General features: G+C 60.8%; 14 protein-coding genes. 13 read left to right on the top strand and 1 reads right to left on the bottom strand.

Annotation, left to right across the window (positions count from 1 at the left end; translation table 11 throughout):
• The 3 genes from VEZ52_RS09990 to VEZ52_RS09980 are packed head-to-tail and all read left to right on the top strand — an operon-like array spanning position 1 to position 2,109.
• A complete protein-coding gene (locus VEZ52_RS09990; RefSeq protein ID WP_324836680.1) occupies positions 1-1,269 on the top strand; it encodes a phage tail sheath protein in 1,269 nt (422 codons plus the stop codon).
• A 9-nt stretch (positions 1,270-1,278) separates the two neighbouring features.
• A complete protein-coding gene (locus VEZ52_RS09985) occupies positions 1,279-1,818 on the top strand; it encodes a phage major tail tube protein (protein WP_324836679.1) in 540 nt (179 codons plus the stop codon).
• A gap of 9 nt (positions 1,819-1,827) precedes the next feature.
• Complete coding sequence (locus VEZ52_RS09980) at positions 1,828-2,109, top strand: phage tail assembly protein (protein WP_324836678.1); 282 nt, start codon at positions 1,828-1,830, stop codon at positions 2,107-2,109.
• A 110-nt stretch (positions 2,110-2,219) separates the two neighbouring features.
• On the opposite strand, the gene VEZ52_RS09975 is transcribed toward VEZ52_RS09980, so the two are convergent.
• Positions 2,220-2,369, bottom strand: a complete 150-nt coding sequence (locus VEZ52_RS09975; RefSeq protein WP_324836677.1) for a hypothetical protein — start codon at positions 2,367-2,369, stop codon at positions 2,220-2,222.
• A gap of 23 nt (positions 2,370-2,392) precedes the next feature.
• Here VEZ52_RS09975 and VEZ52_RS09970 point away from each other — a divergent pair, with 23 nt between their 5' ends.
• The 10 genes from VEZ52_RS09970 to VEZ52_RS09925 are packed head-to-tail and all read left to right on the top strand — an operon-like array spanning position 2,393 to position 13,472.
• Complete coding sequence (locus tag VEZ52_RS09970; RefSeq protein WP_324836676.1) at positions 2,393-4,672, top strand: phage tail tape measure protein; 2,280 nt, start codon at positions 2,393-2,395, stop codon at positions 4,670-4,672.
• Entirely contained in the window at positions 4,662-4,874 is a 213-nt protein-coding gene (locus VEZ52_RS09965) for a tail protein X (protein WP_324836675.1), read from the top strand. Before VEZ52_RS09970 ends, VEZ52_RS09965 begins: the two co-directional genes overlap by 11 nt.
• Positions 4,865-5,908: a phage late control D family protein gene (locus tag VEZ52_RS09960; protein WP_324836674.1), complete on the top strand. Its 1,044-nt coding sequence runs from the start codon at positions 4,865-4,867 to the stop codon at positions 5,906-5,908. The genes VEZ52_RS09965 and VEZ52_RS09960 overlap by 10 nt, the downstream gene beginning before the upstream one ends.
• Positions 5,909-5,917: 9 nt before the next feature.
• Positions 5,918-6,610 carry a phage baseplate assembly protein V gene (locus tag VEZ52_RS09955; protein ID WP_324836673.1) on the top strand — a complete coding sequence of 231 codons (693 nt, stop codon included), beginning with the start codon at positions 5,918-5,920 and terminating at the stop codon, positions 6,608-6,610.
• Positions 6,611-6,612: 2 nt separating this feature from the next.
• Positions 6,613-7,002: a phage tail protein gene (locus VEZ52_RS09950; RefSeq protein WP_324836672.1), complete on the top strand. Its 390-nt coding sequence runs from the start codon at positions 6,613-6,615 to the stop codon at positions 7,000-7,002.
• Positions 7,002-7,334: a hypothetical protein gene (locus VEZ52_RS09945; protein WP_297893717.1), complete on the top strand. Its 333-nt coding sequence runs from the start codon at positions 7,002-7,004 to the stop codon at positions 7,332-7,334. Before VEZ52_RS09950 ends, VEZ52_RS09945 begins: the two co-directional genes overlap by 1 nt.
• On the top strand, positions 7,331-8,437 hold the full coding sequence (locus tag VEZ52_RS09940; RefSeq protein WP_324836671.1) for a baseplate assembly protein: 1,107 nt from the start codon (positions 7,331-7,333) through the stop codon (positions 8,435-8,437). The genes VEZ52_RS09945 and VEZ52_RS09940 overlap by 4 nt, the downstream gene beginning before the upstream one ends.
• Positions 8,427-9,767 carry a phage tail protein gene (locus VEZ52_RS09935; RefSeq protein WP_324836670.1) on the top strand — a complete coding sequence of 447 codons (1,341 nt, stop codon included), beginning with the start codon at positions 8,427-8,429 and terminating at the stop codon, positions 9,765-9,767. Before VEZ52_RS09940 ends, VEZ52_RS09935 begins: the two co-directional genes overlap by 11 nt.
• Before the next feature lie 2 nt (positions 9,768-9,769).
• Positions 9,770-10,297, top strand: a complete 528-nt coding sequence (locus VEZ52_RS09930; RefSeq protein ID WP_324836669.1) for a hypothetical protein — start codon at positions 9,770-9,772, stop codon at positions 10,295-10,297.
• Between the two features lie 10 nt (positions 10,298-10,307).
• Positions 10,308-13,472: a DUF4815 domain-containing protein gene (locus VEZ52_RS09925; protein ID WP_324836668.1), complete on the top strand. Its 3,165-nt coding sequence runs from the start codon at positions 10,308-10,310 to the stop codon at positions 13,470-13,472.
• Positions 13,473-13,480: the final 8 nt, after the last annotated feature.

Genomic DNA, 13,480 nt, shown 5'->3' with positions numbered 1-13,480 from the left:
ATGGCTTATCAGCATGGCGTTTATATCCAGGAGCAGGCCACCAGCCTGGTCACTCCGGTGGAGGTGAATTCGGCCCTGCCCGTCATCGTGGGCGCGGGCCCGGTGCATAATCTTGGGGTTGGTGTAACCCGCCCGGTCAATGTGCCCAAGCTCATCTACAGTATGAGCGATTTTGTCACCGCTTTTGGCGCACCGGCGGACGGGGAGTCTGCCGCCGACTATCCCCTCTACGAAGCGGCCAATCTGTACCTTGCCCGGTACAAGGTTGCCCCCATTGTGGCCATCAATGTTTTTGACCCGGCTGTGCATGTTGCCGGGCCGGATGCCGCTGTGCCTGGCGCACCTGATGTCAGCAAGGTTACTGCTGCGGACATCATTGGCGGCGTTGACCCGGTGACTAAGGCCCGCGAAGGCCTGGCGCTGGTGGATGAAGTTTATCCGCGTTTCCGGCTTACCCCCGGGCAGATTCTTGCCCCGGGTTTTTCGGGTACTCCCTCGGTGGCGCTGGCCATTGGTGCCGCCAGCAGCAATATCTGCGGGCACTTCCGCGCCACGGGCATTATCGACGTGCCCGCCGAGGTCAAGCTGTACACCGAAGTGCCTGCCTGGCTTAACGACAACAACCTTACCGACATCAATCTGCTCTGCATGTTTGGCAGCCCGGTCTACGGCGGCGTGGCGGAGCGCGGCTCCAGCCACCTTGCCGGGGTGATTGGCCAGCGCGATGCGGAAAACGACGGCATCCCGTTTTGGTCGCCGTCCAACAAGCGCCTCCTGTGCGAGGGCATGGTACATGCCGGGCGCGAGCTGCACCTTACGGCCCCCGAGGGGGCTTACCTCAACGGCAACGGCATCGTGACCGGCCTCAACATGGTCGGCGGGCTTGTTGCCTGGGGCGATCAGACTGCCGGTTACCCCGGCATCACCGACGTCAAGGACACCAGCATCCCGATCCGCCGCATGTTCAACTGGGTGGGCAATACGCTCGTGCTTACCTGCTGGCAATATGTGAGCAATCCGCTGCGCCGCCGCATGATCGAAACCGTGCAGGATACCTTCAACGTGTGGCTCAACGGCCTTGTGGGTCGTGAGTATCTGCTGGGCGCTCGCGTGACTTTTGAACCCGTGGACAATCCCACCAGCGATCTCATGGGCGGCAAGGTACGCTGGCATGTGTACCTCACGCCTCCCCAGGCAGCGCGCGAGCTGACCTTCATTCTGGAATACGATCCCAAGTACCTTGAAACCCTTTACGGCCTGACGGCGTAAGGAGCCGATATGAGCCAGATACTCCCCTCCACCAACCTCATCCCTGCCGTTCTGACCAACGCCAAAGTCTACAAAGACGGCGTGGATCAGCTGGGCGTGGCCACGGTGGAAGCTCCGGATTTCGAATACCTCACCGAATCTCTCACCGGCCTGGGCATCGCTGGCGAAATGGATGTGCCTGTCGCTGGTCACTTCAAGGCTCAGACCCTCAAAATCAAGTGGAACACGGTCAACGACAAGGCCGTGGTGCTGATGCAGCCCATTGCCCATCACATAGAAGTGCGCGCCAACATCCAGCAGCTGGACACCGGCAGCGGCAAGTTTGTCAACAAGGCCGTGAAGATTGTGGCCAAGTCCATGCCCAAGAAAATCGGCATCGGCAAGTTTGAGCCTGGCAAGAAAATGGATTCTGAGACGGAGCTTGAAATTTACTACTACAAGCTCTGGATCGGCGGCAAGGAACTGGTGGAGCTGGATAAGCTCAACTTCATTTTTGTGCTCAACGGCGTGGATCAGCTCGCGGAAGTGCGAGCCAACCTCGGAATGTAGGAGTCAGTCATGGCAAAGGAAAAATGCGTTACCATTCCCCTGGATTTCCCCCTGGAGCTTGCCGACCGCAAGCTCGACGCGGTCACCATTCAGCGGCCCACCATGGGCGACCTTGAAGATTATCCCGTCAATGCCAGCACCGGGCTGAAAGAAGAAATGGCCTTGGTGGCGCACCTTTGTGGCCTGCATGCAGAAGATCTGCGGCAGATGGATGCGGAGGACTACGGCAAGCTGCAGACGCAGCTTCTCCAATTTCGGGGCATTACCCTCGACAAAGGAAATAAGGCGTAGCGCCTTATTGCTGCGGCGTTTCGGTGGCTTTCGGCAAAATGAAGTGATGCGGATGACTTGGGCCGAAGCGTGTGAGGAGCTTCAGGAAGCCCTGGAGCTGGAACGCGAACTTAACCGCGCTTCATGAGGCGGAAAAATCCGCCCAGGGCATTGAAAAGATCCATGAGTCCTTGGCTGGCAACGTAGAAGATGTTGGCCGTTATGGCCAATACAACGCTCGCGCAGAGGAAGAGACCGATTATGACAAGCATGGTTTCCATAAATAACCTTCTGGGGACGCGCCATGTCTAATACTTTCGGTATCGGTTTCACCATTGGCGCGGCGCTTTCGTCCACCTTTGGTTCTGCATTTAGCACAGTCGAGCAAAAAATCAAGCAGACATCCGGTCAGCTGGATGCCCTGAAACGCAAAGAAAAAGCTGCCGCCCATGCGGACTCCATGCAGAAGCGCACCATGGAGCTGCAAAAGCAGTATTCGGCAGGTGGCGGCAAGGACAAAATCCTTGCCGCCGAGCTGCAGCGCAGTATTGGTTTATACCGGGATGCTCAGACCGAAGCGGCCAAGTATGGTGTGAAGGTGGGGGAATACGCCACTGCACACGCCCGGGCTTCCAAGGAATTGGCCAAGGCCAACTCTGCCATGGAGCGGTATGCCCGGCAAAAAGCCGGGGCAGAAAAACGAACCGAGCTGCGCGGGCGTATGATGGACACCATCGGCCCCGTTCTTGCGGTGGGTGCGCCCGTCAAGTGGGCAGTGGACTTTGAATCTGCCATGGCTGATGCGGCCAAAACCATTGACGGTATGCGCGACAGCGCTGGCAAACTAACGCCGCAATATTACGCCATGGAGGCGGCCATCAAGCAGATGGGCCGCACCTTGCCCCTTACCCACACCGAGCTGGCGTCACTGTTTGCCGCCGGTGGGCAGCAGGGGCTGAGCACTTTGTCTGAGCTGCAGGAATTTACGGAGATGTCCGCGCATATGAGCGTGGCCTTTGGCATGAGCACCGAGGAGGCTGCTGACTCTATCGGCGGCTACCGTAGCGCCATGCATCTGACCATGGCCGAGGCCAGATCCATGCTGGATCTCATGAACCAGTTTGCGAACACAACCAGCGCATCGGAGAAAGGCATTGCCGACATCGTGCGGCGCATAGGCCCCTTGGGTGCCGTGGGTGGTATTGCGGCAAAGCCCATGACAGCCCTGGCCGCAACCCTCGACAGTATGAAGATTGCGCCGGAAGTAGCGGCCACAGGTATTAAAAACCTCATCCTGGCTTTGACCTCCGGATCTGCTGCCACAAAAGCCCAAAAAGAGGCATTTGCATCGTTGGGCATCAGCCCCGTGCAATTGGCAAAACAGATGCAAAAGGATGGCCCAGCCGCCATTATCAAGGTGCTTGAGCAGATACGCAAGCTGCCCAAAGACCAGCAGCTCTCCATCATGCAGGAAATATTCGGCAAGGAATCCTTGGGGGCGATCACGCCGCTGATGGACTCCCTGGACGAAGTCAAAAAGAACCTGATCATTGCTGCCGACGAAACAAAGTACGCCGGGGCCATGCAGCAGGAATTTTCCAACCGAAGCAAAACCACGGCCAACAATCTGATTCTCATGGGCAACAGGGTTAAAGAGGCCGGTATCAACATTGGCAGCGTTCTGCTGCCGCCAATTAACACCCTGTTGGGTCTGATTGGCCCGCTGGTTTCTGGTGTTGCCGATTTCGCCCAGCAGCATCAGGGCCTCACGACTGTGGTTGTTGGCGCTGCTGCGGGGCTGATCGGCTTCCGCCTTGCCGCCATAGGCGTCGCCTATGCTGGCTCTTTCATGGGCGGTGGCCTCCTCAATATTTCAAAAATACTTGGCATTTTTGTGCCCAGCCTGGCTTCAGCCACAACGGCCAGTCAGGTGCTTGCCATAGGTGTGCGTGGCATTGGCACAGCCCTGCGCTTTGCTTTCGGCCCGGTGGGGCTGTTGATCGGCGCGGCAGCGATTGGTTTCGGCTACCTCTGGGAAAAATGCGACTGGTTCCGCGAGGGCTTTTTGGCCATGTGGGAAAGTCTGAAAAGTGTGCCAGGTCAACTGGCTGAGGCCTTCTCTGGTGCGATGGGTGAGCTAGGCGAAAGCATCGGCCAGTTCTTTTCAAACATCCCCGGATTCAGCCAGGTTCGCGACTTTTTTAAAGATTCATTTAGCGGGTTGAAAAACTTCATAGGCCTAGGCGATGAAGAAAAAGCCAAGGTCGAGGCCAAGCCTGTGGTGAATCAGGCGGCCTCCTCTCAGGCCGCTGCATCATCCACATCCGCATCCACGCCTCCAGCTGCCAACGCTGGCGCACCTGGCGCAACCCCTGCTTCAGCCTCGGCATCAAGTGCGCCTGCGCTTCCTGCCCTGAGCGGTGGTGGAGGAACTGCCGTGAGCATGAGCTTTACGCTCAACGGCATGAGCGACTCCGGTTTTGCCAAGCGCGTTGTTGCGGCTCTTGAGAGCAACCGTGGCGCGTTTGAGCGCATGATATCCGACATCGTCCACGATCAGGAGCGTTTGGCCTATGGCAGGTAAATATCGAACCATCCAGGGCGATGCCTGGGACGCCATCGCCTATCGGCTGTGGGGCAAGGAGCACCTGATGCACTTCCTTTTGGCCGCAAATCCCGCGCACATGGACGTGCTGACCTTTCCGGCTGGGGTGGAGCTGACTGTTCCAGATCTGCCTGCCTCAGCATCCGCAACAGCAACCGCAGAGCTGCCGCCATGGATGTAACCACGGGTACCAAGGATGCGCGCCGCGTCACGCTTGCGGTCTTCATCGGCGGGCATGATGCGTCCAGCTATGTTGATCCGCATCTGCTGGATTTCAGCTTCAAGGACAATGCCGGCGGCAAGGCGGATGAGGTGCAGCTGACCCTGCATGACCGCGACGGAAAGTGGATCGGCCCCTGGCGTCCGAAAAAAGGCACAGCCATCACAGCCAGCATCACGGTGCACGATTGGGAGTATGAGGGCCACACCGTCACGCTCCCCTGCGGCACCTTCAAAGCGGACGAAATCGAATTTAGCGGCCCGCCTGACAAGGTTAAAATTAAGGCCGTGACCTCTGCCCTGACCACGGGCCTGCGCGATGAAGACAAAACGCGCGCCTGGGAGAACTTCTCTCTCAAAAATCTTGCGGGTCAGCTGGCAACGGAAAACGGGTTGGAGCTGATGTACGAGGGGCCGGAGCACGGTTTTGCCCGGCAGGATCAGCGGGAGGAAAGCGACCTGGGCTTCCTCCAGCGCCTGGCCAGTGAGCGGGGCATGGTCTGCAAGGTGCACGACGGCAAGCTCGTGGTTTACAGCGCCGTCGGTGCGGATGCTGGCAAGGCCGTAGTCACCATCCCCAAAAAGGGCGGCATGTATTCGCCGACCAACTACAGTTTTAAAGAGTCATCCTCGAAGACCGGCTACAAAAAGGCCAAGGTTGCCTACACCGACCCCACCACCGGCACCACGCACACTGCGGAGGTCGACGCCAAGGATGCCGATGAGGCGGACGAAAAAACGCTCCAGCTCAACAAGCGCGTTGAGTCTGCGGGCGAGGCCATGCGCCTTGGCGCATCGGAGCTGCGGGACAAAAACAAGGACAAGAACAAGGCCACGCTGGAATTCATGGGGAACCCGGCTGTGGTCGCTGGCGTGGTCATCGCCGTTACTGGTTTCGGCGGTTTCGACGGTAGCTGGTTTGTGGAGTCGTGCGAGCACAAGGTCGGCTCCGGCTATAAGACGTCTGTCGAGATCCGCAAAACGCTCAAGTATTGAGGAGGCGCCATGAAATTTGATTACGCAGCACTTGAGCGGCGCATCGCGGCGCTGGAGGCGAACCGGGGCGCAAGCCTGCGTTTCGGCAAGGTTGTTGGCGTTTCCGGTGGCGCTGCCCGGGTGCAGCTGGAGGATGGCCAGGGCATGGTCACCGCGCCCCTCCCTACGCTCCAGCGCCGGGTGCTCAAGGATCAGGAGATCAAGCTGCCCGATGATGGCGAGCCTGTGGCTTGCCTCTTTGCCGGGCAGGGCATGGAAGCCGGGGTGATGCTCGGGGCTGTGTACTCGCAGGCCACACCAGACCCGGAGCAGGAACGTCAGGTGGAGTTCAGCCGCTACAGCGATGGCACGGTCATTTTTTATGACCGTGAGGCCCACAAATTTTATGCCGACATCAAAGGCGATGTGGATCTGAAAACAACCGGCACGGCAACGGTCAAGGCAGAAAAGGAGATCCTCGCCGAAAGCCTGGTCAACATCACGCTGCGCGCGCCCACGATCACCCTGGCCGGGCTGCTGCGCTGCACAGACAAGGACGGCAAGCCCGGCAGCGGAACTCTCCTGGGCGACTACCGCATCGAGCAGGGCAGCCTGGAGGTGCCTGATGGTGATGTTATCGCGGGCCTCATTTCCTTGCTGCAGCATTTGCACAAAGGGGTGCAGCCCGGCAGCAGTACAACGCAAGAACCGGTCGGGGGTTAACCATGCGCATCGGCAGCCTTGGCGACATCATATTTGAGGTGAGCCCTTTCGGCGGGCGCACAGTCACGCCTGGCCAGATATCCCGCGAGCGCAAGGCCCGCTTTGAGGAGCACAAGGTTGTTGGCGCTCTGCCGTGTCTGGAGTTCCTTTCCCCCGAATTGGCCACAGTCGGCATGCCCATCAAGCTGCGCGCGGACATGGGCGTCAACCCCATCCGCGAGGCCGATCGGCTGAGTGCCTTGTGCAAAAACGGCAAAGTGTACCGGCTCATCATTGCCGGGTGGAATTGGGGCTACTACGCCGTTGAATCCGTGCAGCAGGAAATGCGCTACACGGTCGGCGACAAAATTTTTGCGGTCGACGTCAAGTTGGCCCTGCGGGAGTACCACTGATGCCCGTCCTTGAGCTTGCCGAAACATCCCTGCCCCTGACCATCGGGGCCACCGGCATTGCGGCGATCGAGCAAAATATCCGCATCATCGTCACCACGCTGGCCTATAGCGTGGCCATGGATCGCGGTTTCGCCCATGTGGGCGCGTTTATCGACGCCCCCACGCCCTACGAAGTTGCGCGCCGCATCGCCGACATTACCGAGGCCATTGAAGACAAAGAACCGCGCGTAGCGGTGGAGCGCATCTCCCTGAAGCCGTCTGCTGATGAGGCCATGCAGGGGCGCTTGTACCCGCGCATCGTCTGGCATCTGCGCGAGGGGGTATCGTTGTGAGCGACATTACCTTTGCGGATCTTGACCCTGCCAGCGTCGAGGCTTCCGTCATATCCGTCTACGAGGGGCTGACGAAAACAACGTTGTACGATGGAGATCCCGTGCGTCTGTTCCTCTGCGCCCTGGCATATGTGATCGCCACGCAGAATCAGGTCATCAATCTGGCTGGCCAGCAGATGCTGGTGCGCTATGCAACCGGGCAGCACCTGGATGAGCTTGGCAAGGGTGTGGGCACAACCAGGCTGGGAGTTGCCAAGTCCCAGGCTGCGCAGCAGTTTACGCTCGGGGGTGCTCAGGCTTTTGCGGTTATCATACCCGCTGGCACCCGCGTGACCACCGCCGACCGCAAGATGGTCTTTGCCCTGCAGGCCGACGTGGTGATCCCTGCTGGCAAACTGACAGGATCTGGCACAAGCGTGGCCGAGACTGCGGGCACGTCTTGCAACGGCCTGGTGCCCGGGCAGATTTGCCAGCTGGTTGACCCTCTGCCCTATGTCAAAAGCACTGCAAATACCACCACTAGCGCCATGGGTGCGGATGTTGAGCTGGACGATGCCTTCCGCGAGCGCATTCAGCTCGCGCCCGAGGCATTCAGCTGCGCTGGCCCGACAGGGGCCTATCGCTCCCTGGCCAGATCTGCGCACCAGGATATTGCAGACGTCGCTGTGTGGTCGCCGGAGCCAGGGACTGTAGACCTGCGGCCCGTGGCCGTGGGCGGGGAGCTGCCCAGCGATGAGGTGCTCGCGGCCGTGCGCGCCAAGATGTCCGCCGATGATGCTGTGCCCTTGACCGACACGGTAACGGTTGCCGCGCCGGAGCTGGTGCCTTTTGCCCTGGAGGTTTCGTGGTGGCTGTCGCGGTCGGCATCGGCCATGGCCAGCACGGTCAGCGCCGCAGTGGATGCCGCAGTGGAAAGCTACAGGATCTGGCAACGGACTGTGCCCGGTCGCGACATCAACCCCACGCGGCTGATCAGCCTCATGGAACAGGCCGGTGCGCGCCGGGTGGTTGTTAAGAGTCCTGTGTACACGCCGCTCGTATCCCGCCAGCTCGCCCGCGAAACCTCCGTTACGGTGACGTTTGCGGGGGTAGATGATGAATAGTTTAGGCAGCCTGAATTTTCTGGATCTGTTGCCGGGCAGCATCTCCACCGATCCCACCTTGCAGGCCGCAGCTGGGGCGCTCAACGGAGTGTTGCGCAGCACCAGCCGGAGCATACCCAACCTTCTGCTGCAGGCGCGCTTGTGGCAGCAGCCAGCGTCCACCATGCTGCCTCCCCTTGGCAACCTGACGGAAGCCCGGGGAGGGCTGAAGGATTTGTCGCTGGCCGAGCTGGAGCTGCTCGCCTGGCAGATGCATGTGGATTTTCGCGATGTGGCCACAACGCGGGAGCAGCTCGCGGAAATGGTGCGTCAGAGCATCCCCTGGCACCGCATCAAGGGCACTCCGGCCAGTGTGCGCAAGGCTCTGGCCCTCTTTGGCTACTCGGCAACCATCGAACCAAACGGCCCCGGCCGCTGGTGGGCTACCTACCAGCTGGGCCTGCCGGATCTGGTGAGTCTGGATGATGTGCGCCGCATCGTCTCCGTCTGCAAGGAGATGGCCCCGGCGCGCAGTCGCCTGTGGCGCGTCTACGCCGGATTTGACCGACGGCCCATCGTGCTGACCAGGGGGCCAGCGCTCAGCAACGGCTGGCTGACCTACTATTCTGGCACCCATGTGCCCATTGGCGATGATGACGTCATGGTGTCGTTTGGCAGCCGCCGTGGGCTGCAGGCCGAGCAGGCCTACCCGGGCGACCAGGCTGCGAGCATGCAGACCTCTCTGCATTTCGGCTCGCTGTGCCCCTATGTTGACCGCTTTATCCTTGGGCGCTCGCGCCTCACATCCGACCACTACCCCCGCAACCACAGCTTTGTGGTTGGGCAGTTGGTGAGCCTCATGTGGGCATCGCCGCAAACAACATCAAATGCATGGGGTGGCCCGTGGACATCGCAGCCCTGGCAAACAGCCTTTGGCTGGGATCGCCCATTGCCGACCTGGCGCATAGACCGCTTACGGCGTGTGGCCAGATCGCAGATTGTCCCGTCCAACCCGGCTGACGCCTCCGGCACAGGCACCTTGGGCGACAGCAACGCGCGGCTGGGCCGCACGTTTGCCACCACCTTTGACGGCTGGGGGCGGTTGTCGAGCATGCGCCTGTCGCAGTCTGTGCGGCGCAACGAGCAAGAGCTGACGCACATGACGTGCCAGCGTCATGCCTTTGCCTTGGCTCCGGTTGTGGAGGCCGACAGCCCGCGCCCCTGTGCGATGATTTATGGCCATACGGCGCTTGGCACCGACCCTCTGTACGACCAGCGCTGGCGCGGCCCCTGGATTTCGCGCCGATGGTGGCCCCACGCAATAACGAATGCAACCCCGATGGAGGATTAACCATGGCCCTTGCCACTCTTACCAAGACCGGCCGCGCCGCCATTGCGGCCGCCATCACCAACGAAAAACTGTACCTCGCCTGGGGCAGCGGCAACGAGGCCTGGGACGCTCCAGACGCGGTTTTGCCCTCGCTCATTGATGCAACGGGGCTGGTTGCCGAGGTTGGCCGACGTATCGTTTCCAGCGTTGGCTTTGTCACGCCGGATGATTCCGGCGGCATCGTGATCCCGGTCAGCCAGGGAGCCAACGGCGAGGTGCAGGAGGCGCGCTACAGCCCTTCCGCCACGCCAACGCCGTATCTGTATGTGCTGACCAACTTTGACTTTGCCGACGCCGCCAATGCAGTCATCCGCGAAATGGGCATTTTTATGGGTGGTTCTCCCGTTGAGGGCCTCCCCCCAGGGCAGCGGTATTTTCTGCCCGCCGAAATTGCCAATCCCGGTCTGCTGATGGCAGCCCAGATCATCCTGCCGTCCATCAACCGCTCTCCCAGCGTGCGGCAGAGCGTAGAATTTGTCCTGCCCATATAAGGAGCGCATCATGGCCAATGGTATCAAGGATTGTTACGACCAGTTTGACCCCAAGAAGCATTACACTCGGGTGCTGTACCGCGACGGCTACGCCCTTCAGGGGGCAGAGCTTAACGAGATGCAGAGCATCTCCGCCGCCCGGGACAGACGCCTGGCAGACGCCCTGTTTGCCGATGGCGATATCGTCAGCGATGCGGGTATCGTGGTGGATGCGGCAACCGGCGCGGTCACCTGCCTGGCCGGACGCATCTACATCAAGGGCGAGGTGCGGGATGTGGAGTCCGCGACATTTACCGTGCCCACCACCGGCACTGTAACCGTGGGTGTGCGCCTGGTGGAAACGGCCATCTCGGAACTGGACGATCCTGCGCTCTACAATCCTGCCTTGGGAAGCCGGGGCGAGGGCGAGGCCGGAGCCTGGCGGCTGAAGGTCACGGCCTCCTGGGGCCTTTCGACCGATGCTGGCGGGGAGTTTTATCCCGTCCACGCCATTGACGATGGCGTACCCCGGGCCAAGGAAACGCCGCCCAACCTTGACAGTTTCAACCAGGGGCTGGCCCGATATGACCGCGATTCGACTGGCGGCGGCACCTATGTCAGCTCCGGAATGCTGCTGCGCGCAGCGGACAGCGCAGGCGGCGCGCAGGTGTATACGGTCTCGGAGGGCCGTTGCCGCGTCAACGGTTACGGCGTGGAGCTGCCCACCTCGCGCCGGATCACCTATGCGGCCGTGCCGGATCTGCGCTTTGTGGATACCGAGGTTATTGAGGCCCTAGGCAGCGCCAGCCAGCGGGTAACGGTGGCCCATCCCCCCATTGCGGAAATCAAAGCGCTGCGCGTGACGCTGAAAAAAACAGTAGACCTTGTGCATGGTGCGTATGCTGGCGTGTCTGATGCCTTGCCCGACACCTCAGTCATGACGCTGGTGGAGGTCAAACAGGGGGATACTGTTTATGAGGCGGGCACAGACTACAAAAAAACCGGGGACAAGGTGGATTGGTCGCCCGGCGGCGCGGAGCCTGCCCCCGGCTCCACCTACAGCGTGACGTACACCTATCTGGACAAGAGCCTGACCCCTGAAAATGCGGATTATGACGGCTTCAGCGTCAGTGGCGCAGTGGCAGGCACGGGCATCATGGTGTCGTACAATCAGGCGCTGCCGCGTGTTGATCGCTTGTGCATCAGCGCGGACGGCGTCTTCAGCTGGGTGCGGGGCGTGGCATCGGAAAGTAATGCCCAGGCCCCAGCTGTGCCCGCCACCTTGCTTGCCTTGGCCAGCGTCAACCAGACCTGGCGCGGAACTCCCTCCGTCATCAATGACGGGGTGCATGTGGTGCCGTGGGACAAAATGGAAGGCCTGTTTCGTGGGTATGATTACCTGCTTCAGGAGATTGCCCGGCAGCGGCTGGAAGCCGATGTGGCCACGCGCGAAGCAGGCGCGCGCGTGGGTCTGTTTGTTGACCCGCTGCGTGACGACAGCATGCGCGATCAGGGCATTACCCAAAGCGCCGCTGTGGTGGACGGTGTGCTGACTCTGCCCATTGCCGCCAAGGTGTACAGTCTTTCGGCTGACATCGCCGCGCCCCGCGCCCGCAGCTTCAGCCCGCGAGTGTTGCTTGCCCAGCCGTACAAAACGGGCAGCATGCTTGTTAATCCCTATCAGTCATTTGACCCGCTTCCTGGCGTTATGACCCTTGACCCTGCTCTGGATCACTGGACTGATATTGCCACTGATTGGACTAGTGGTATCACCCAGGCGTTTAACCAGGATGCCCATAGGTGGGGTGGTACTGGCAACGGGCAGTTGTCTGGAGTGAGCACAAGTACATCGGTTGAAAATCTCAGATCTACGACAGTTGCATTAGAATATCTGCGGCAAATTGAGGTGGCATTCACTATCAACGGATTCGGCCCGGGTGAAAAATTGGGCCGTCTGACATTCGATGGTATTGACGTGACACCTGCAACCACACTGACGGCCGATAGCGCTGGCGTTCTGGCAGGCACGTTTACGATCCCCGCGAACGTGCCCTCCGGCGCAAAGACCGTGACGGCTACGGGGCAGGGCGGCAGCACGGCAACTGCCACATTTGTCGGGCAGGGAGCGCTTACAACCCAGACACTGCGAAAGGTGTCTACAGTCATTTATACCTACGTTGATCCATTGGCGCAGACGTTCATTTTGGATGCAGACACGCAGCTGGCTGGCGTGGATCTGTGGTTTTTGGCCAAAGGGGCCAACGGAGTGCGTGTCCAGATCCGTGAGGTAAGCGGTGGATACCCGACTCGCACAACGCTGGCCGAGGCTATTGTGCCAGCGGCGCAAATTGTTGTTTCCGGCGGCGGGCACACGCGAGTGCTGTTTGATGCTCCGGTGCCGTTGGCTGCCTCCACTGATTACGCCGTGGTGGTTCTCTGCAATGACGCCACCACGGCCCTGGCTATCGCCGAGCTGGGTCAGTTTGATGAAGCCCAGCAGCAATGGGTGAGCGTCCAGCCCTACAGCGTAGGCGTGTTGCTTTCTTCCAGCAACGCCATCACCTGGACGGCGCACCAGACCCGCGACCTGACCTTCCGGCTGCTGGAGGCCGTGTACGCGGATGGCGTGGCCAGCGTTGACCTGGGCGACGCCTCCGTCTCCACCGCCGCCACGGATCTGGTGCTGCTGGCGCTGGCGGAAACGCCGACCTCCAAGACCCGCGTGGAGTACGCCCTGGAGCTGCCAAGCGGCACTTCCCTCACCGTTGCCGAGGGGCAGCCGGTGCGCCTTGCCGAGCCAGTAACCGGCGCGGTGCAGGTTTCCGCCAAGCTGGTGGGCGATGCCAAGGGGTCGCCCGTGCTCTGGCCCGGTTCGCAACTGCTCGCTGGCACGGTGCAGGAATCGGCAGACTATTACAGCCGCAGCATCCCCGCCACAGGGGCCGCCCGGGCCGTGCTGATCTACAACGCAGTTATCCCTTCCGGAGCGACCGTAACGCCGGAGATCCAGATCGACAGCGGCGCGTGGGAAGCAATGACGGCAGGCGCGACCGTTAACCAGGGCGATGGTCTGGTCGAGTTCCGCTTTACCCATGCCCTTGCTGGCGCGCAGCTCATCAAGGTGAGGCTCACCCTCACCGGCACAATATCGGCCCGGCCGCAGGTGCAGGACGTGCGGCTCATGGCAGTCGCTTAGGAGGCAAC

This window comes from Desulfovibrio sp. (genome assembly GCF_035644575.1).
In the GTDB taxonomy this organism is placed as follows: domain Bacteria; phylum Desulfobacterota; class Desulfovibrionia; order Desulfovibrionales; family Desulfovibrionaceae; genus Desulfovibrio.
The sequence above is the reverse complement of the archived record's forward strand: the minus strand, read 5'-3'. Positions and strand labels throughout refer to the sequence as shown.

Excerpts from the sequence above, each read along its gene's own strand:
- VEZ52_RS09970 (WP_324836676.1), top strand. The coding sequence starts at position 2,393 with ATGTCTAATACTTTCGGTATCGGTTTCACCATTGGCGCGGCGCTTTCG.
- VEZ52_RS09985 (WP_324836679.1), top strand. The coding sequence starts at position 1,279 with ATGAGCCAGATACTCCCCTCCACCAACCTCATCCCTGCCGTTCTGACC.
- VEZ52_RS09975 (WP_324836677.1), bottom strand. The coding sequence starts at position 2,369 with ATGGAAACCATGCTTGTCATAATCGGTCTCTTCCTCTGCGCGAGCGTT.
- VEZ52_RS09965 (WP_324836675.1), top strand. The coding sequence starts at position 4,662 with ATGGCAGGTAAATATCGAACCATCCAGGGCGATGCCTGGGACGCCATC.
- VEZ52_RS09930 (WP_324836669.1), top strand. The coding sequence starts at position 9,770 with ATGGCCCTTGCCACTCTTACCAAGACCGGCCGCGCCGCCATTGCGGCC.
- VEZ52_RS09955 (WP_324836673.1), top strand. The coding sequence starts at position 5,918 with ATGAAATTTGATTACGCAGCACTTGAGCGGCGCATCGCGGCGCTGGAG.
- VEZ52_RS09935 (WP_324836670.1), top strand. The coding sequence starts at position 8,427 with ATGATGAATAGTTTAGGCAGCCTGAATTTTCTGGATCTGTTGCCGGGC.
- VEZ52_RS09945 (WP_297893717.1), top strand. The coding sequence starts at position 7,002 with ATGCCCGTCCTTGAGCTTGCCGAAACATCCCTGCCCCTGACCATCGGG.
- VEZ52_RS09925 (WP_324836668.1), top strand. The coding sequence starts at position 10,308 with ATGGCCAATGGTATCAAGGATTGTTACGACCAGTTTGACCCCAAGAAG.
- VEZ52_RS09950 (WP_324836672.1), top strand. The coding sequence starts at position 6,613 with ATGCGCATCGGCAGCCTTGGCGACATCATATTTGAGGTGAGCCCTTTC.
- VEZ52_RS09960 (WP_324836674.1), top strand. The coding sequence starts at position 4,865 with ATGGATGTAACCACGGGTACCAAGGATGCGCGCCGCGTCACGCTTGCG.
- VEZ52_RS09990 (WP_324836680.1), top strand. The coding sequence starts at position 1 with ATGGCTTATCAGCATGGCGTTTATATCCAGGAGCAGGCCACCAGCCTG.
- VEZ52_RS09980 (WP_324836678.1), top strand. The coding sequence starts at position 1,828 with ATGGCAAAGGAAAAATGCGTTACCATTCCCCTGGATTTCCCCCTGGAG.